This window comes from Cytobacillus eiseniae, from assembly GCF_017874625.1.
In the GTDB taxonomy this organism is placed as follows: Bacteria; Bacillota; Bacilli; order Bacillales; family Cytobacillaceae; genus Cytobacillus; species Cytobacillus eiseniae.
Genome location: NZ_JAGIKZ010000022.1, coordinates 16,943 through 37,459 on the forward strand (window position 1 = coordinate 16,943; position 20,517 = coordinate 37,459).

13 protein-coding genes are annotated in these 20,517 nt (G+C 41.0%); 2 read left to right on the forward strand and 11 right to left on the reverse strand.

All coding sequences use genetic code 11. The annotated features are described in order from the left end of the window. Nucleotides 1–95: 95 nt before the first annotated feature. From icmF to J2Z40_RS15180, 7 genes are all read right to left on the reverse strand, one after another. Nucleotides 96–3,362: a fused isobutyryl-CoA mutase/GTPase IcmF gene (gene icmF / locus J2Z40_RS15150; protein ID WP_066398323.1), complete on the reverse strand. Its 3,267-nt coding sequence runs from the start codon at nt 3,360–3,362 to the stop codon at nt 96–98. A 24-nt stretch (nt 3,363–3,386) separates the two neighbouring features. Next, entirely contained in the window at nt 3,387–4,025 is a 639-nt protein-coding gene (locus J2Z40_RS15155) for a TetR/AcrR family transcriptional regulator (RefSeq protein WP_066398330.1), read from the reverse strand. A gap of 69 nt (nt 4,026–4,094) precedes the next feature. Further along, a complete protein-coding gene (locus J2Z40_RS15160) occupies nt 4,095–5,234 on the reverse strand; it encodes an acyl-CoA dehydrogenase (RefSeq protein ID WP_066398331.1) in 1,140 nt (379 codons plus the stop codon). Nucleotides 5,235–5,551: 317 nt separating this feature from the next. Next, nucleotides 5,552–6,682 carry an acyl-CoA dehydrogenase gene (locus J2Z40_RS15165; protein WP_066398333.1) on the reverse strand — a complete coding sequence of 377 codons (1,131 nt, stop codon included), beginning with the start codon at nt 6,680–6,682 and terminating at the stop codon, nt 5,552–5,554. Nucleotides 6,683–7,065: 383 nt separating this feature from the next. After that, nucleotides 7,066–7,917, reverse strand: coding sequence for a 3-hydroxybutyryl-CoA dehydrogenase (locus J2Z40_RS15170; protein WP_066398335.1), 852 nt, complete (start codon nt 7,915–7,917; stop codon nt 7,066–7,068). A 26-nt stretch (nt 7,918–7,943) separates the two neighbouring features. Beyond that, entirely contained in the window at nt 7,944–9,128 is a 1,185-nt protein-coding gene (locus J2Z40_RS15175) for an acetyl-CoA C-acetyltransferase (RefSeq protein WP_066398338.1), read from the reverse strand. 546 nt (nt 9,129–9,674) lie between these two features. Next, on the reverse strand, nt 9,675–11,786 hold the full coding sequence (locus tag J2Z40_RS15180; protein WP_066398343.1) for a (Fe-S)-binding protein: 2,112 nt from the start codon (nt 11,784–11,786) through the stop codon (nt 9,675–9,677). A gap of 207 nt (nt 11,787–11,993) precedes the next feature. Here J2Z40_RS15180 and cls point away from each other — a divergent pair, with 207 nt between their 5' ends. Then, on the forward strand, nt 11,994–13,196 hold the full coding sequence (gene cls, locus J2Z40_RS15185) for a cardiolipin synthase (RefSeq protein ID WP_066398349.1): 1,203 nt from the start codon (nt 11,994–11,996) through the stop codon (nt 13,194–13,196). A 327-nt stretch (nt 13,197–13,523) separates the two neighbouring features. Here the strand turns inward: cls and argS are convergent, their stop codons facing one another. The 4 genes from argS to speE all read right to left on the reverse strand — a co-directional run bounded on the left by argS (nt 13,524) and on the right by speE (nt 18,160). Continuing rightward, nucleotides 13,524–15,194, reverse strand: a complete 1,671-nt coding sequence (gene argS / locus J2Z40_RS15190) for an arginine--tRNA ligase (RefSeq protein ID WP_066398351.1) — start codon at nt 15,192–15,194, stop codon at nt 13,524–13,526. Beyond that, nucleotides 15,194–15,607 (reverse strand): YwiB family protein, encoded by a 414-nt coding sequence (locus J2Z40_RS15195; RefSeq protein WP_342590343.1) that lies wholly within the window; start codon nt 15,605–15,607, stop codon nt 15,194–15,196. Before J2Z40_RS15195 ends, argS begins: the two co-directional genes overlap by 1 nt. A gap of 334 nt (nt 15,608–15,941) precedes the next feature. Next, on the reverse strand, nt 15,942–16,814 hold the full coding sequence (gene speB, locus J2Z40_RS15200) for an agmatinase (protein WP_066398357.1): 873 nt from the start codon (nt 16,812–16,814) through the stop codon (nt 15,942–15,944). Nucleotides 16,815–17,332: 518 nt separating this feature from the next. Next, nucleotides 17,333–18,160 carry a spermidine synthase gene (gene speE / locus J2Z40_RS15205; protein WP_066399613.1) on the reverse strand — a complete coding sequence of 276 codons (828 nt, stop codon included), beginning with the start codon at nt 18,158–18,160 and terminating at the stop codon, nt 17,333–17,335. Nucleotides 18,161–18,421: 261 nt separating this feature from the next. On the opposite strand from speE, the gene J2Z40_RS15210 reads away from it, so the two are divergent. Then, nucleotides 18,422–20,485 (forward strand): transglycosylase domain-containing protein, encoded by a 2,064-nt coding sequence (locus J2Z40_RS15210; protein WP_066398358.1) that lies wholly within the window; start codon nt 18,422–18,424, stop codon nt 20,483–20,485. Nucleotides 20,486–20,517 lie beyond the last annotated feature (32 nt).

Consider the following 20,517-nt stretch of genomic DNA (forward strand, 5'->3'; position numbering starts at 1 on the left):
TAGTTGATGAACTGATTATTACATTAAAAAATGCAGAGGATGCTAAGCCTCTGCGTTTTTCTGTGTCATTTTATTGTCTAATAGTAGGCGAGTAATTACATATTTCTCCTATACTGTCCGCCTACCTCATAAAGCGCCTTCGTTATTTGGCCAAGGCTTGCGACTTTTACTGTGTCCATCAATGCCGCAAAAATATTGCCGCCGCTAACTGCTGTTTGTTTTAAACGGATAAGTGCCTCTTCCATTTTGTCCTTGTTCCGTTCTTGGAAACTGCGCAGATTATGAATTTGTGTTTCTTTTTCTTCAGTTGTTGCACGAGCAAGCTCCATATTGTCCATTTCCTCTTCTGATGGAGGATTTGGATTCAAATACGTGTTCACACCAATGATTGGGAGCTCACCTGTATGCTTTTTCATTTCATAGTACATCGATTCATCTTGGATTTTTCCACGCTGATACTGCGTTTCCATTGCGCCTAGTACGCCACCGCGATCATCGATTCTCTCGAATTCCTGCAGCACTTGCTCCTCGACAAGATCTGTTAACTCGTCAATAATAAAGGCGCCTTGCAGTGGATTCTCATTTTTCGTAAGCCCATGCTCTTTCGTAATAATCATTTGAATGGCCATCGCACGTCTGACTGATTCCTCAGTCGGCGTTGTAATCGCTTCGTCATACGCATTCGTATGCAGGGAATTACAATTATCTTGAAGTGCCATTAATGCTTGCAATGTTGTCCGTATATCATTGAAATCAATTTCCTGTGCATGAAGGGAACGACCAGATGTTTGAATATGATATTTCAGCTTTTGACTGCGTTCATTTGCTCCATACTTATTTCTCATGACTGTCGCCCAGATGCGGCGTGCCACACGGCCAAGCACCGTATATTCTGGATCTAAGCCATTGGAGAAGAAAAAGGATAAATTCGGCGCAAAATCATTAATATCCATTCCTCTGCTTAAATAATATTCTACATACGTAAACCCATTCGCTAATGTAAAGGCAAGCTGTGAAATCGGATTGGCACCAGCTTCAGCAATATGGTAGCCAGAAATCGACACAGAATAGTAATTGCGAACTTTATGATCAATGAAATATTGCTGAATGTCACCCATCATTCGGAGCGCAAATTCCGTAGAGAATATACATGTGTTTTGACCTTGGTCTTCTTTTAAAATATCTGCTTGAACCGTTCCCCGTACCGTTTGCAATGTCAATGCACGTACTTCAGCAAATTCCGCTTCTGTTAGGATTCGCCCAAGCTCCTGTTCCTTTGCTTCGATCTGCTGCTCAATCGCTGTGTTCATAAACATCGCAAGAATAATCGGTGCTGGCCCATTGATTGTCATCGATACAGAAGTCGATGGATGGCAAAGATCAAAGCCAGCATAAAGCTTCTTCATATCATCTAGCGTACAAATGCTGACACCGCTCTCTCCCACTTTCCCATAAATATCTGGACGGTAATCTGGATCTTCCCCGTAAAGTGTCACCGAATCAAAGGCCGTACTTAGACGCTTCGCTGCATCATCCTTTGATAGATAGTGGAAGCGACGATTCGTTCTTTCCGGCGTACCTTCACCAGCAAATTGCCTCTTCGGATCTTCTCCCTCCCGCTTGAACGGGAATACTCCTGCAGTATATGGGAATGAACCTGGCACATTCTCTCGATAGACCCAGCGAATGATTTCTCCATAATCCTTATATTTCGGGAGTGCCACTTTCGGAATAGACAAGCCAGACAAGCTTTTCGTCTTTAAGATCGTCACAATGTCTTTATCCCGAATTCTCGTAACGAATTGTTCCCCGCTATACTTCTGCTTCAAATCATCCCAGCTAGTGAGAATATTCTTCGTTTCTGTTGATAGCTTCGATTCCGTACTTGCTTTCAGTGCTTCTAACGAGGCAAGCACTTCCTCATTCGCTTCCTGCTCACGAACAGCCGCAATCGCTCCTTCAAGCTGGAATACTTTCCTTGCGAGCTCTGCTTGTTCTTCTGCCTTCTTATGATAGCCACGAACAGCATCAGACACTTCTCTTAAATAATAACGCTGCTCATTTGGGATAATGACATTTTGCTTTTCAACAAGTGCCTTTTTTGAAAAAGAAGTTTCCCAGTCTGTTCCCGACTTTTCATTCATTTTTTCAATTAATGCCGCGAATACAGCGTTTGTTCCTGGGTCATTGAATTGGCTTGCAATCGTTCCGTACACAGGCATCTCATCGAACTCTTTTTCAAATAACATTCGGCTTCTTTGGTATTGCTTCTGAACTTGTCGTCTCGCATCCTCTGAGCCTTTTCGTTCAAATTTATTGATAACGATTAAATCGGCGTAATCAATCATATCAATTTTTTCAAGCTGGGATGGCGCACCAAATTCACTTGTCATTACATACATCGAAACGTCGCAAATTTCAGTTATTTCAGCATCCCCTTGGCCAATCCCGCTCGTTTCAACGACAATTAGATCAAAGCCAGCTGCTTTCACAACAGAAATTGCATCTTTAATCGCTAGCGAGAGCTCACTTTTTGATTTTCTCGTCGCTAGACTGCGCATATAGACACGTGGATTGAAAATGGCATTCATGCGAATTCGGTCACCAAGCAGGGCGCCGCCTGTTTTTTGTTTAGTTGGATCAACGGATAATATCGCTACTCTTTTTTCGGGAATTTCATTAATAAATCGGCGAATTAATTCATCGGTTAATGAGCTTTTCCCCGCCCCACCTGTACCAGTAATCCCAAGCACAGGAACGGCTTTCTCTAATGATTTCACCTTTTCCATGATAGAATCAAGTGTAGCAGCTGTTTCTTTCCCCATGCTTACATGATGTTCAGCAAGCGTAATAAGCTTAGCAATCGCATTCACTTGCCCGTCTTGCAGCTTCGAGATTTGTTCTGTCGCCTCTGAAGTAAAGGTTGGAAAGTCACATTCCTCGAGCATTAGATTGATCATCCCTTGGAGCCCGTTTTGGCGTCCATCCTCAGGAGAAAAAATGCGCGCAATGCCATACTCGTGAAGCTCTTTAATTTCCTTCGGGATGATGACCCCGCCGCCGCCGCCGTAAATGCGGATATGGGAAGCCCCTCTTTCTTTTAGAAGGTCATACATATATTTGAAGTATTCCACATGCCCGCCTTGGTAGGAAGACATCGCAATCCCTTGTACATCCTCTTGAATCGCTGCATTCACGACTTCCTCTACCGAGCGATTATGACCGAGATGAATCACTTCTGCCCCACTTGCTTGAATGATTCTTCTCATAATATTAATGGAGGCATCATGCCCATCGAAAAGACTTGAGGCTGTGACAAAACGAATATGATTCTTCGGTTTATAAACTTCTGGATTACTCATTTTACTCCTCCTTCATACATTCCCTTATTGACCATTTTTTCGTGTAGGCGTTAATCCTTGAAAAAGCAAATCAGTTTGCAGTTTAATATAATCTTCGATCGTATAGATTTTTTTTAAAGACCAGCGGCGGAAAGCCCACATTTGCCCTTGGACGAAAATATTATGGGCAATCATTTTCACTTGGTCTTCTGTCAAATCAAGTTCCCCGTTTTCGATACACCCATTAATGACCTGTTCAAACATTGCAACCATTTCAATTTCCTTTTTCAATACGTACGGCAATGCATCCTTTGAAAGGGATTTCACTTCCTGGTACATGACAAGCACTTCATCCTGCATCTCATTGACAACCCGGAAATAATCAGCAATGCCATGCTTCAAGCTTTCAAGTGTGCATCTGTTCGTATCGAGTCCCTTTTGCAGGCGTTCACTTACTTGGTCATAGATGCTGTCACAAACAAGGTATAGGACATCTTCCTTTGTCCGGATGTATTCATACAATGTTCCAATGCTAAAGCCTGAAGCCTTTGCAATCTCTCTTGTTGTTGTGCGGTGAAATCCTTTTTGAATAAACAGGGTGACCGCCCCTTTGATCATCTGATCGCGCCTTTTTTTCACCAGTCGTTCATCTTTAACAGATGCCTGTACTTCACGTTTTTTCATTGTTCATACCGCCTTCGAAATAGAGAAAAGAAAATCGGCGGAAATGCCGACTTCCCTTATTCGGATTCATTATTTTGTCAGCATGCGCGAAATAACAAGACGTTGAATTTCCTGGGTGCCTTCATAAATTTGTGTAATTTTCGCGTCACGCATATAGCGCTCAACTGGATAATCTTTCGTATACCCATAGCCACCGAAAATTTGAACAGCATCTATCGTTACCTTCATTGCTGTATCCCCTGCAAGCAGCTTAGACATAGCCGATTCCTTCCCATATGGAAGACCCTCTGATTCTAGCCATGCAGCCTGATAGGTTAGTAGTCTTGAAGCTTCAATGCTTGTTGCCATATCAGCAAGCTTAAAGCCAATGCCTTGCTGTGCGGCGATTGGTTTGCCGAATTGCACACGCTCTTTCGCGTAATCGATTGACGCATCTAATGCCCCTTGTGCAATTCCAACCGCTTGTGCAGCGATCCCGTTGCGGCCGCCATCAAGTGTCATCATCGCAACCTTAAAGCCTTCTCCGACTTCACCTAGCACATTTTCAACTGGGACTTTGCAGTTATCAAAAATAATTTCTGTTGTTGGTGATGATCGAATGCCTAGTTTTTTCTCCTTTTTGCCAACAGAGAAGCCTTCAAAATCAGATTCAATAATAAAGGCTGTCGTCCCTTTATGCTTTGAAGATGGGTCTGTTAATGCAAAAACTACATAAATATCGGCAATTCCGCCATTCGTAATGAAAATTTTCGAACCGTTTAATATATAGTGGTCACCCTCAAGGCGAGCAGTTGTTTTCATCCCACCTGCATCAGATCCGCTACCAGGCTCCGTTAATCCGTATCCACCAATTTTTTCTCCTAAGGCCATCGGCTTTAAGTATTTTTGCTTTTGCTCCTCGCTGCCAAACTTGAAGATTGGCCAGCCTGCAAGTGAAGTATGGGCAGACAATGTCACACCTGTGGAAGCACATACTCTTGAAAGCTCCTCAACAGCAATGCAGTAGGCTAAATAGTCACTGCCGATGCCGCCGTACTCTTCAGGCCATGGAATACCCGTTAAGCCAAGCTCCGCCATTTTATTGAAAATTTCACGATCAAAACGTTCTTCCTCATCACGCTCAGCTGCCGTTGGTGCGACTTCGTTCTTGGCAAAATCACGCACCATTTTTCTAATCATTTCATGCTCTTCGGTTAATTGAAAATTCATTTGTAGTCCCCCTTTTTTATTGATTAAAGCTGCTTGCGTAAACGTTAAAGTAAATTAACACCAAATTGGTAAAGGTTGATTTCCGCACACGTGTGCTTCCTTTCCGCGGGGTTGGCGCTGAGCCTCCTCATCGCTTACGCTCTTGCGGGGTCTCACCTGTCCAACGCATCCCGCAGGACTTGAATAGGCTTCTAGAATAAACACCGCACGAAGGAAATGCGACAGCATTTTCGAGGAGTCTCGCACCTTCCGCTCCAATCAACCAACCTTTTTGGTAAATCATTTTTCTTAATTACAATGACCTTTTAATATCTTTATTAAAGCTGCTTGCTAATCACGATTCGCTGAATTTCGCTTGTTCCTTCATAGATCTCAGTAATTTTCGCATCGCGGAAATAGCGTTCAACTGGATAATCCTCTGTGTAGCCGTAGCCTCCGAATACTTGGATCGCCTCTGTTGTGACATCTACAGCGGTTCTTGAGGCAAATAGCTTGGCCATGGATGCTTCCTTCCCGCATTTTATTCCTCTTTGGCGGAGGTCTGCCGCACGATAGATTAATAGTTTTGACGCCTCAATGGCTGTTCCCATATCAGCTAGTTTAAATCCGATCCCCTGCTGGGCTGCAATCGGTTTGCCGAATTGAATGCGCTCCTTTGCATATTCTGTTGACGCCTCCAGTGCGGCCTCTGCAATACCTAGTGCTTGGGCTGCAATGCCAATGCGGCCAACATCAAGGTTAGCCATAGCAATTTTGAAGCCTTGCCCCTCTTCCCCAAGCAGGTTTTCAGACGGAACACGCATATCTTCAAAGCTTAATTGGACTGTTCTTGATCCGTGCAGCCCCATTTTATGCTCATCTTTCCCGATAACAAGGCCAGGCGTATCCTTCTCAACGATAAAGGCAGAGATCCCTTTGCTGCCAAGTTCCGGATTTGTTGAAGCAAAAACAATGTAGACATCTGCCTCTCCGCCATTTGTAATAAATACTTTTGAGCCATTGATAATATAGTGGTCGCCTTCTTTACGCGCTTTCGATTTTAGGCTCCCTGCATCAGACCCTGCACTCGGTTCAGTTAAGCAGAACGCACCGAGGTATTCACCTGCTGCAAGCTTAGGTACGTATTTTTGCTTCTGTTCTTCTGTTCCAAAATATAAAATTGGATTGGTTCCAACCGACGTATGAACAGACAGGATTACACCGATGGTTGCACTCACCTTTGATAATTCATTAATTGCAATGATGTAAGAGGTAAAGTCCATTTCTGACCCGCCATATTGCTCTGGAACTGGGATTCCCATTAAACCAAGTTCACCCATTTTCCGTAAAACTTCCCGCGGAAACTCCCCCTGCTCCATTTGTTCAACGAATGGTGCAATTTCGGTTTGGGCAAAATCACGCACCATTTTTCTCATCATCTCTTGTTCTTCTGTAAATCGTAAGTTCATCTGTTTCCCCTCCAGATCGATTCTTTGGTGTTTTTAAGAAAAGCTGTTTTCGTATGATTAAGATAAGCTTGAATTCCGCTTGATGGGCGATGGAGATCGATCCTTCTCTAACTCACCCAAATGTTGATTTTTACTCTGTTTGAAAAATAAGCGGAGAAATTCCGGTTAAATTGGGAAATACCACTATTTCCTTAAAAATAAGGGGAGTTTTTCCGCCTATTTGATCAAAATCGATGAATTTTGTCTAATTTAGAGCAGATAAGCGGAGTTTCTCCGCTTATTTCTGCTTTTTCAGGATCATTTTATGTAATAAGCGGAGAAATTCCGCTTATTACTCCACATACATGAAAATCAACAGTTAACAAACCATTCTTCAACTGCCTTTATTCGTATACGTAAAAGCCTCTGCCCGTTTTCTTTCCTAACCAGCCTGCTTTTACATATTTTCTTAGAAGCGGACATGGGCGATATTTATCATCGCCAAATCCTTCATGGAGTGTTTCCATAATGTATAAGCAAGTATCAAGGCCGATGAAATCAGCGAGTGTTAATGGCCCCATTGGATGATTCATCCCGAGCTTCATCACTTCATCAATCGCTTCTTTCGTTGCCACGCCTTCATACAAAGTGAAGATGGCCTCATTGATCATTGGCATAAGAATTCTGTTCGAAACAAATCCAGGGAAGTCATTCACTTCAACTGGAATCTTATTTAATGTTTTCGTAATATCCTCAATCGTTTGATACACTTCATCAGCTGTTGCGAGTCCACGGATAATTTCAACAAGCTTCATAACAGGTACCGGATTCATGAAATGCATTCCGATCACTTTCTCCGGACGATTTGTTGCTGCTGCAATTTCAGTAATCGGCAAAGAAGATGTATTACTTGCAAGAATGACATGATCTGGCACGATTTCATCTAACTGTTTGAAAATCTTCGTTTTGATTTCCATGTTTTCAACAGCTGCCTCGATCACTAAATCTACCTCCGTCGCATCTGTTATATTCGTAGAAGGGATAAGATTATTTATGAATTCATCCATTTGTTGCTGTGTGAGTCTTGCTTTTTCTACTTGACGACTAAGGTTTTTATTAATTACTGCAAGTCCGCGATCGACGAACTCTTGCTTAAGATCATTTAATACGACACTGTATCCTGCTTGTGCACATACTTGAGCAATACCAGCGCCCATTTGCCCTGCACCGATCACCATTATTTTTTTTACATTCATTGTTCTTCCCCCAATTTAAAGCTTTTTTATTTTGGTACTTCAATCATAATCGCATCGCCTTGACCGCCACCGCTGCAGATAGCCGCAATGCCGACCCCACCACCTAGACGCTTTAATTCATGCATTAATGTCAAAATAATCCGTGCCCCACTTGCACCGATTGGATGGCCAAGCGCAACCGCTCCGCCATTCACATTTACTTTCTCTTCATCTAAGTGAGCAATCTTGCCGCTTGTTAGAGCCACAGCGGCGAAGGCTTCATTAATTTCGAATAAGTCAATCTCATCAACTGACTTCCCTGTCTTTTTAAGGAGCTCATTAATAACAAGCCCTGGTGTTTTTGGGAAATCCTTTGCTTCCACACCAATCGCTGCATGACCTAAAATGTAGGCTTGCGGCTCTCTGCCTTCACGGGCTGCCCGCTCCTCACTCATTAGTACAAGTGCCGCTGCCCCATCATTGACGCCTGGTGCATTCCCTGCAGTAATCGTCCCGCCTTGACCGAAAGCTGATCCAAGCTTCGCTAATTTTTCAATAGATGTATCCTTTCTTGGAGACTCATCCTCAGAAACAATGATCGGCTCGCCTTTTCTTTGTGGTACCGCAACAGGGATAATTTCCTCTGCAAATTTCCCTAATTCCATTGCTGCAATGGACCGCTCATGGCTCCTAAGTGCCCAGCGATCTTGTTCCTCACGGCTAATTGCTAGCTCTTCAGCTGCTTCATTTCCATAAGTCCCCATGTGAACACCTGTAAAGCTGCAGCTCAGCCCGTCATGTGTCATCATGTCTTTAACCGCTGCATCTCCCATTCGTAATCCCCAGCGTGCCTTCGGTAAAAAATACGGGGCATTGCTCATTGATTCCATTCCGCCAGCGACAATGACCTCTTCATCGCCTAAACGAATAATCTGATCACCAAGCGTGACACTGCGCATGCCAGAAGCACATACTTTGTTCACGGTTTCCGTCTTTACTTCCCACGGCAATCCAGCCTTTCTTGCTGCCTGACGCGATGGAAGCTGCCCTTGTCCTCCTTGGAGTACTGTACCTAAAATGACTTCTCCTACCTCTTCAGGCTTCACTCCTGCACGGTTTAGTGCTTCCTTCACCGCAAAGCCGCCAAGATCTGATGCCGAAAAGCTACTTAAGCCACCTGCAAATTTACCAAACGGTGTTCGTGCACCAGCTAGAATAACGGTTTTCCCCATCATAAATCGCTCCTTACATCTATTTGTTTGTATTTAAAAATAAAGCTCTGTTATAACTAAATATTGATTTTTACTCTGTTTGAAAAATAAACGGTGAAATTCCGACTAAATTGAAAAATACCCATTTTTTCTTACTAATAAGGGGAGTTTTTCCGCTTATATGATTCAAATCTTTGAGTCTTTTCAAATTTAGAGCAGTGAACCGGAATATCTTCGCTTATTTCTGCTTCATCAGCATTCTCTTTATCTATTAGGAGGAAATTCTCCGCCTATAAATGCTTATACACATATGAAAAAAAGCAACAGTGAATAATAACAGAGTCAAAATTAATGGTATTCATGTTCTTGTAGTTGTTCGTAGGTGATTGTTTACTAGTGGATTTGTTGACTGAACGCTCGCTCGAAGAAGATTTAAAAAAAATTGAAAGCGCTTTATTCTATATTACTTTAAAAATAGTAGAAATTGAAACATTTTATACAAAATTCATAAAATTGTTTATTATGAATTTCATTATGCTTCAATTTCTACTCATTGATTTTTCCTTATTAGGAAGCTAATGTTTCCTTCTCACCGATTACTGACTTTTCAAGGATTTCAGCTACATCGTATGTGCCAACCTTTTCTTCTACTTCCTTCGCTTTTGTTCCGTCCGAAAGCATCGTTAAGCAATATGGACAGCCAGAACTAATAATCCCCGGATTCACAGCCAATGCTTGTTCTGTACGAGAGACATTAATTCGGTGGCCTGTTTCTTCCTCCATCCACATTAATCCTCCACCTGCTCCACAGCACATCGCCTTTTCATGGCTTCGTTCCATTTCCACAAGCTTCACACCAGGAATGGCTTTCAGAATTTCTCGTGGCGGATCATACACGTCATTGTAACGTCCTAAGTAACAGGAATCATGGAAGGTGATTGTTTCATTCACTGCATACAGCGGCTTCAATCTTCCTTCATTTACAAGGTCATATAGAATTTCGGTATGGTGGTAAACCTCTACATCTAATCCGAAATCAGGGTATTCATTTTTGAAAATATTGTAGGCGTGCGGATCGATTGTCACGATCTTCTTCACTTCATTTTTCTCGAATTCTTCAATATTTTTCGTTGCAAGCTCCTGGAATAAGAATTCATTTCCAAGACGTCTTGGCGTATCTCCAGAGTTCTTTTCTTTATTTCCTAAAATAGCGAACTTCACGCCAGCTTCATTCATTAATTTTGCGAAGGATAGCGCAATCTTTTGGCTGCGGTTATCAAACGATCCCATCGCACCAACCCAGAAAAGATATTCAAATTCTTCGCCAGATTTTTTCAATTCCTTCACTGTCGGGATATAAACATCCTCACGCGCTTCTCTCCAGTTTTCCTTTTCCTTCCGGTTCAGTCCCCATGGATTGCCTTGACGTTCGATATTTGTCATCGCACGTTGTGCATCAGCATCCAATTTCCCTTCTGTTAGGACAAGATAACGGCGGAGGTCAATTATTTTATCGACATGCTCATTCATAACCGGACATTGATCTTCACAGTTTCGGCAAGTTGTACATGCCCAGATTTCTTCTTCCGTAATTACATCACCGATTAGGCTTGGGCTGTAAGCTAGCCCTGCAGCTGCTTCTTGAGCTCCTTTGCCTGATGCAGCTAAAGCAAGCTGGTTCCCTTGTGTATTTGCGAAGGCAAACGTCGGCACCCAAGGTTTTTTAGACGTAACAGCCGCCCCGTGGTTTGTTAAATGATCACGCAGCTTTAAGATTAAGTCCATTGGCGAGAGCATTTTGCCTGTGCCTGTTGCTGGGCACATATTTGTACAGCGTCCACACTCTACACATGCATATAGATCAACCATTTGGAGCTGTGTGAAATCTTCAATTTTCCCTACACCAAATGATTCCTGTGATTCATCTTCAAAGTCAATTTTCGTTAATTTCCCTGGGTTCTCCAGTCGATTTAAATACACATTAGCAGGTCCTGCAATTAAATGTGCATGCTTGCCCTGTGGAATGTATACAAGGAATGCGAGCAGGAATAGCAAATGAATCCACCAAGAAATGTAGAATACAACGACAGAAGCTGTCACATTCATCCAAGAGAAGGCTCCTGCAATTAAGGAGGCTACAGGCTCTGTCCAAACTCCTTCATGTCCATGCCAGATCATGCTCATTCCATTTCCTACAAGAACTGATACCATTAATCCACCGATAAAAATAAGAACAAGCCCTGACTTAAACCCTCTTTTTAGTCGGACAAGCTTTTCAATATAACGACGATAAAACGCCCAAATAACGGCTACTAATATCGTTAAAGTAACGATCTCCTGGAAAAATGTAAAGGCAGGATACAATGGCCCTAGCGGCAAATGAGCACCTGGCTTAATTCCTTTTATAATAAAGTCAATGGCCCCAAACTGAACGAGAATAAAGCCATAGAAGAACATCACGTGGATGGCCCCGCTTTTCTTATCCTTCATTAGTTTTTTCTGTCCAAATACATTGACCCAAATTTTGTTCAAACGTTCCTTTACGTTATTATCGAACTCAACCTTTTTCCCGAGCTTCATATACTCTATTCGTGTCTTTACCACATATACGAATAAACTAATAGCGTAAGCGGTTACAAGGAGAAATGCGATTAAATTAATCCACAATAAACCATTCATATTGTTCATGCTCCTTTCACTGTATTGCTAAAATATCTACTAGTCGAAAATTTTTAACAGAAACAAATTTTCAGATATTATCACTTGTTTCTATTATATAATGAATGAGCATTCAGTCAACCTGTTTTTTATTTTTCTTCTGAAATTATTATAGAATGCCGCTTAAAGGAGATAATAATCGGAAACCACTTTGGGGAGAAGATAGCAATGAAGATATTTATTGTACTCGCACTGATTTTCCTCTTACTCATTTTGTGGCTCTCCTTTGATTTTTCCTTTGGTCGGAAAAGACAAATAAAGGGCTTAAAGCCTCTAAACTCCCCATTACGAGAGAGTCATATGGACATGTTTACGAAGGGTCCTGAATTATTTGAAGAGTATTTCTCAGAGTTACAAAAGGCCAAGCACCATATTCATATTCAATTTTATATCGTAAAAGATGATAAGATTAGTCAAAAGTTTTTCTCCATCTTAAAAGCAAAGGCAGTAGAAGGCATCGAAGTCCGCCTTCTCCTTGATCGGATGGGGAGCTTTCCTATTAAGAAAAAATTAAGGAATGAGTTGAAAAGTCACGGAATCGAATTCTCCTTTTCTAATAAAATAAAGCTGCCTTTTCTCTTTTATTCACTGCAAGCAAGAAATCACCGAAAAGTAACAGTCATTGATGGAAAAGTAGGATATGTAGGCGGATTCAATATCGGAAAAGAGTATGTGAATCAAGATAAAAAACTAAACCCATGGCGTGATTACCATTTAAAAATTACGGGTGAGGGAGTTGCCGATCTTCAGAGGGAATTTCTCTCAGACTGGGCGTATGAACTTGGCAACGATTTATTAGCGAATATGGACTATTTCCCATTGCTAGCCAAAGGAAAAGTACAGCATAAACTCGTTCCTTCTAAAGGAGCCTATTTAGAAGAAACCTTTTCAGCACTCATCCATCAGGCAAAGTCAAGCATCTTTATTGGCACACCCTATTTTATCCCAAGCCCCCAATTAGTAAATGACTTAAGCAAGGCTATGAACAGAGGGGTCACTCTGACTATTCTTGTTCCAAAGATAACAGATCATCTTCTTGTAAAGGAGGCTTCTTATCCATATTTACGAAAGCTGCTCAAAAACGGCGCCCATGTGTATGAGTTTCTGAATGGTTTTTATCATGCGAAAACAATGATTATTGACGATGAGATTTGTGATATTGGTACAGCTAATTTTGATCGACGAAGTTTATTTATCAATTATGAGATGAACTGTTATATTTTTGATCACTCTTTTATAAAAGAGGTCCTAGATGTCATTCAACTTGATCTTCAAAACTCCATGCCTTTAACATTAGAAGCATTAAATAAACCTGATCCACAGCGAACGGTGAAAGAATGGATTGCTAGGTGGTTTGTACCGTTATTATAATGAAAAGGACATATGTTCCGCTATTTGCAACAATCATTGTACTTTCACATTATTATTGGACATACGTTCCGTTATTTGTCTGAAAGTATGTTATTTCCCCCTATTTATTAGCAAATAACGGACTCAGTGTCCGCAAACTCACCAAAATAGCATAATTTATGTTAATAACGGACTCAATGTCCGCAAAAAAGTGTAAAAAAGAAACGCATGGATCCATGCGTTCTTTGTTTGCTTTATTTGTGATTTTGAATGTTTTTATACATTATTGAACCTATTTACTGTCCCATGAATTCGTTTCTAAATGACTTTTGGGATAGCCCATTGTATTTACATTTTTTCTGGTGCAGAAACCCCAATCAATGCTAGTGCATTTTTTAAAGAAATCTGAACGGATTTGATTAGCGCAAGACGTGCTTTTGTTCGTTCAGGTTGCTCTGCGTCTAATACTTTCTCCGCATTGTAGAAGCTATGGAACGTTGATGCCAATTCAAAAATATAATTCGTGATTCTGTGTGGCAATCGCTTCGTGGCTGCTTCACCGACTGCTTGTGGGAATTCACCTAATTTCTTAAGGACATCCATTTCCTTTTCAGAAGAAATGAGTGTGAAATCAGCATTGCTGTCAACCGTTAACCCCTGTTCTTCTCCTTGACGTAAAATGCTTGAAATACGCGCATGTGCATATTGCGCATAATAGACTGGATTTTCATTTGATTGGGAAACAGCTAAATCTAAATCAAAATCCATATGAGTGTCTGCACTTCGCATTGCGAAGAAATAACGTGTGGCATCAAGACCAACTTCTTCCACAAGATCACGCATGGTCACTGCTTTTCCTGTACGTTTGCTCATTTTCATTTTCTCGCCATTTTTATACAAGTGAACGAGCTGAATGATTTCTACTTCTAATGCTTCCCGGTTATAGCCGAGTGCTTGGATTGCTGCTTTCATACGAGGGATGTAGCCGTGATGGTCTGCGCCCCAAATATTAATCAACTGCTCAAATCCACGCTCAAGCTTATCTTTATGGTAAGCAATATCTGGTGTTAAATATGTGTAAGATCCGTCATTTTTAATTAAAACACGGTCTTTATCATCTCCAAAGGTTGTTGAACGGAACCATGTTGCGCCTTCTTCTTCATAGATATGGCCATTCTCCTTTAAAGTAGCTAATGCCGTATCAATTTTTCCATTTTTATAAAGAGAGGTTTCTGAGTACCAAACATCGAATGGCACACGGAATTCTTCTAAATCTGTTTTCAGCTTCGCCATTTCTACCTTTAATCCATATTCACGGAAAAAGTCAAAACGCTCCTGTTCATCGATATGGACATATTTATCTCCATATTCATCAGCAAGTTTCTTTCCAATGCCAATAATATCTGCGCCATGGTAGCCGTCTTGCGGCATTTCCTTTTCCAGCCCTAGTGCTTGGAAGTAACGTGCTTCAACTGAGAAAGCTAAATTATTAATCTGATTTCCCGCATCATTAATATAATATTCACGGGACACCTCATAGCCTGCCTTCGCAAGGATGTTGCTTAACGTATCTCCTACTGCTGCGCCACGAGCATGCCCAAGATGAAGGTCACCAGTTGGATTAGCAGACACAAACTCCACTTGAACTTTCTGGTTGCCGCCAATATTCGTTTCTCCGTAGCGATCCCCTGCTTCAAGAATCGTTGGAATCAAATTCGATAGATAGCTGTTATCCATATGGAAATTAATAAATCCAGGTCCTGCTATTTCGATTTTTTTAATTGATGCTTTGGAAGTGTCTATATTTTCTAGTAATGCTTCTGCAATTTGTCTTGGTGCTTTCTTCGCCACACGAGCAAGCTGCATCGCCATATTTGTTGAGTAATCTCCATGCGCCTTTTCCTTTGGTATTTCCAGAATAACGGCAGGAATCTGTTCTTCTGCAGCTAAATTCACCTTTAGAACAGCATCTTTAATTTCTTGTTTTAGTTTTAGTTGCATTTGTTCTACACTATTCATTATTCTTCCTCCTCCTTAAACGTAATCGATAAATGGTATGTACCAGCATGTGCACCTTGCATCGTTAATTCATATAAAAGATCGATTGAACCCATGTTAGTTTGTTCATCAAATAGATGGACAAATCTTTTTGTTAACGTGTGCGTTTCAAACACGCCATATGGTGTGTGATAGCTTCCACGAAGCCTTTTATTTATTTGAAAGGGCAGTCTCATCTTTACTGCTCCACTGCGTAAAATGAGTCCATCTTGATCTGACACTTTTATAATTGTCTTAACCGTGCCCTCTTCCATTTCCTCATTGTATTGGAGATAAACTGCATTTTCTTTTTTATAGTATTGTCCAAAAGCAGTAAGCTCAAAAGTTTCCTTTTCGCTTTCATTACTAATATCTGTTTTTACCTTTATCTTCACAGGCACTTGCTCCACTACTAAACCACACATCCTTTTCATTACATTATAGTGGAAAACGATAATCGGTGCTAGCTTGCCTATGGCTGTAAATCGAAAAAACGGAGACAGCGGGTCTCCGTTTCTCTTGAAAAGTCAAAAGGGTGATTTTGAATCATTGAATGACCAAGGCGCTTCCGCTTTTCTTTGTCTAGCTACAGCGCCTATCGCCTACCAAACTTCAGTTCTCCTCCCTACGATAAGTCAACATCGGTTCGCTAACGCAAACCGTGTTTCCTTTATCTCAGTCGAAGACCTTCCAGTTTGTACGGCGATGACCAAGGCGCTTCCGCTTTTCTTACTTTATCCAACCAAGGATCATTTCGCGAATGAGTTTGCTTGCAGTATTGGCTGTTTGTTCAGAAGGGTCATAGATTGGCGCTACTTCTACGAGGTCTGCCCCTACTACTTTGATTTCTGAACGTGCGATTTCATGAATAGAAGCTAGAAGTTCCTTAGAAGTAATCCCGCCAGCATCGACTGTACCTGTCCCTGGTGCATGTGCAGGATCAAGGACATCAATATCGATTGTGACATAGACAGGGCGACCTGCGAGCTTTGGCAATACTTCTTTTAATGGTTCAAGTACCTCAAACTTTGAAATATGCATGCCTACTTCTTTCGCCCATTGAAATTCTTCCTTCATGCCAGAACGAATGCCGAAAGAATAGACATTTTGTGCACCAATTAATTCTGCTACTTTGCGGATCGGAGTGGAGTGAGATAATGGCTCCCCTTCGTAATTCTCACGCAAATCTGTGTGCGCATCCATATGAATAATTGCAAGATCTGGATACTTTTTATACATCGCCTTCATGACTGGCCATGAGACTAAATGCTCGCCGCCCATTCCTAATGGGAATTTATCCGCTGCTAAAAGCTGATCCACAAATTCTTCAATAATATCAAGACTTTTCTGTGGATTCCCAAAAGGAAGCGGAATATCTCCTGCGTCGAAATATTTCACTTCTTCTAATTCCCGGTCTAAATATGCACTATACTCTTCCAGACCAATGGATACTTCACGAATACGAGCAGGTCCGAAACGAGAACCGGGGCGATAGCTAACCGTCCAATCCATTGGCATTCCATATAGTACAGCTTCACTTTCTTCGTAATTCGGATGGCTTTTTATAAAAACATTCCCTGAGTATGCTTCATCAAAACGCATGTCTGTCATCCCTCGTTCATGTATATTTTCAGGCGGGTCATTCCTGGTTTTTCTATTTAACTTGAGTTTTTTGCGATATCCTAGATTTATTTGCGATATTCGGACTTTTTTTGCAAATTCCTATGTTTATTTGCGAAAATCGAGCTTTTTTTGCAAATGCCTACGTTTATTTACGATATTCAATCTTTTTTTGCAAATGCCAATGTTTATTTGCGATATTCTAATTTTATTTGCGAATTCCTATGTTTATTTGCGAAACTCAATCTTTTTTGCAAACTCCTACGTTTATTTGCGAAAATCGAGCTTTTTTTGCAAATGCCTACGTTTATTTGCGATATTCAATCTTTTTTTGCAAATACCTATGTTTATTTGCGATATTCTAATTTTATTTGCGAATTCCTATGTTTATTTACGAAAATCGAACTTCTTTTGCAAATTCCTATGTTTATTTGCGAAACTCGAGCTTTTTTTGCAAATGCCTACGTTTATTTGCGAAATCCGGTCTTTTTTTGCAATCTTTATTTCAACAGGTCTTGTACAAATTTTGGCAAGACAAATGCAGCTTTATGAAGTTCTTTCGTATAATACTTCGTTTCAATTTCATGGAAGCGTTCTTCAGTTACTGCTAGTGGGTCATACTTTTTTGATCCAATTGTGAATGCCCATAAGCCGCTTGGGTATGTAGGAATATTGGCCACATAAAGATTTGTAATTGGGAAAATTTCCTTTACGTCTTTTTGGACATTTCGAATTAAATCTGCTTTGAACCAAGGGTTATCTGATTGGGCAACAAAAATGCCGTCTTCCTTCAATGCTTTCGAAATTCCAGCATAAAAGCCTTTTGTAAACAGGTTGACAGCAGGGCCAACTGGCTCGGTCGAGTCTACTAGAATGACATCGTATTCATTTTCACTTTCAGCAATATGCATGAAACCGTCTCCAACTTGTACATCGACACGTGGATCATCAAGCATGCCAGCAATCTCTGGCAAATACTCTTTTGAGTACTCGATTACTTTTCCATCAATATCAACAAGTGTCGCTTTTTTCACGCTTGGATGTTTTAAAACCTCACGAATGACACCGCCATCTCCACCTCCAACAACAAGAACGTTCTCAGGATTTGGGTGCGTAAATAACGGAACATGTGCCACCATTTCGTGGTAGACAAATTCATCCTTCACAGAAGTCATAACCATGCCATCAAGTAAAAGCATATTGCCCCATTCTTCTGTTTCAACCATCTCTAGCATTTGAAAATCTGTTTGCTCTGTATGTAAAGTGCGTTTTACCTTCATTGTAATTCCGAAGTTTTCAGTCTGTTTCTCAGTAAACCATAATCCCATCATTGCTCATCCCTTCTATATTTAAAAATTACATCTATTTAAAGTAACTCTCATCTCTTATTATTCATGTTTTCTTATCGTACCCTAACTTGAAAATTACAAACATGAGAAAAAGTATAGATGAATCTAGCAAAAAAGCAAGAAAAAATTACATCTGTTTCATAAAAATGTTTAAAATCTCTTTATTTTTTCAATACTAGATAATAGCGTTTTTTAGGCAAGTATTAGTTAAAGCTTTGCCAAAAAGGGGGGAACACATAGATGGAGATCGTAACAAATCAGCGATTTAGAAAGGCAGGCAAGTATTTCCGGGCATTCATTATTATTGGCTTAATTGGGTTCGGGCTAGCCGTGCTTATTGGTGCAGGGGTTTTGCTCTATGCAAAAATTCTTGGGCCTCCCCCGCTTACTGTCCCCCAGTCCACCCTATTCTACTCGAATGATGGGACCGTCATTGGCGAAAGCCATAATGGACAAAAACGGTATTGGGTTGAGCTTGATCAAATTAGTCCTGATTTAATTGATGCTACGATTGCCATTGAAGATCGAAAGTTTTATTCCCACCACGGGTTTGATTATAAGCGGATTGTCGGTGCATTGATTGCTGATATTAAAGCAATGGCAAAGGTACAAGGTGCAAGTACGATCAGTCAGCAATATGCCAGGAATTTATTCCTCGCACATGAAAAAACGTGGAAACGAAAATTATTAGAAGCTTTCTATACGATTCGTCTAGAAATGAATTATTCGAAGGAAGAGATTTTAGAAGGCTATTTAAATACGATTTATTATGGACATGGTGCTTACGGAGCGGAAGCAGCCAGTCAATACTTTTTCGGGAAGCATGCAGGTGAGCTAACACTTAGTGAAGCCGCAATGCTGGCAGGCATCCCTAAGGGAGCGAGTATTTATTCACCATTCAAGTCAATGGAAAATGCGAAAAGAAGACAAAAATTGATTTTACACACAATGACTACGAGCAAGATTATTGATAAAAAAGAGGCGGCTGATGCCTATAATGAAGAGCTCACATACAATGGGAAGCATCTCCATACTCGTACAAAGTCTGCTCCTTATTTTCAGGATGCCGTTCGCCATATATTGAAAACCGAATTAAATATCGATGACCGAGTCATTGAACTAGGTGGATTGAGAGTCTATACGACGATTGATTTAAAACAGCAGGAAGTTGCTGAAAAAACGGTTGAACGATATATTTCTGAGGAATCAGATATTCAAGTTGGGCTTGTCGCAATGAATCCGAAAAACGGACATGTAATGGCAATGGTTGGTGGGAAGAATTATGAAGAAAGTCCATTCAATCGAGCGGTTCAAGCGGTACGTCAGCCAGGGTCAACGATGAAGCCCCTCCTCTATTATGCAGCATTAGAAAAGGGCTTTACCCCTTCAACTGTGATGCGCAGTGAGCAAACAACGTTTCATTTTGAAGAAAACCGCCCAGACTATACACCGAAAAACTTTAATAGTCAATATGCCAACGGAGAGATCACGATGGCACAGGCACTTGCCTTATCAGATAACATCTTTGCAGTAAAAACACATTTATTTTTAGGGGAAGATACACTAGTAAATACAGCCAAGAAATTTGGCATCACTTCAAAAATGACGAATGTCCCTTCCTTAGCTCTAGGCACTTCTGGTGTGAGAGTCATCGAAATGGCAAATGCCTATAGCATTCTTGCCAATGGCGGAAAAAAGGTGACCCCGACCATGGTTACACGTGTAGAGAATTATCAAGGGGATGTTATTTACGAACAAAAAAACGAGACCATTCCTATCTTAAAGCCAGAGCTTGCCTATGTAATGACACAAATGATGACGGGAATGTTTGATCCGAAGTTAAATGGCTATACGAGTGTGACAGGAAGTACAGTGGCCAATCAGATGACACGTACCTACGCAGGAAAATCAGGCACAACAGACACGGATAGCTGGATGGTTGGCTATTCTCCCCAACTCGTCTCCGCTGTTTGGACTGGATACGATAAAGGAAAAACGATTACATTGTCTGCAGATAAAGCCTATGCAAAAAATATTTGGGTTCGCTTTATGGAGGACACATTAAAAGGGACACCAGCTAAGAGCTTTCTTGCACCTAAAGGGACGATTGGTGTTTATGTCAATCCCGAAAACGGAAAGCTCGCTACTGAGAACTGTCCAGTCAAACGGTTTACCTACTTTGTAGCAGGAACGGAACCAACAGAATACTGTACAGAGCATTTATTACATGATGAAAAGGTCCCTGATAAAACGGAAAGGGCTCCAAAAAAGCCATGGTACAAAAAGTTATTCGACTGGTCTTAATGGATTTCCAAATAAGAAGAATGACACGAAGT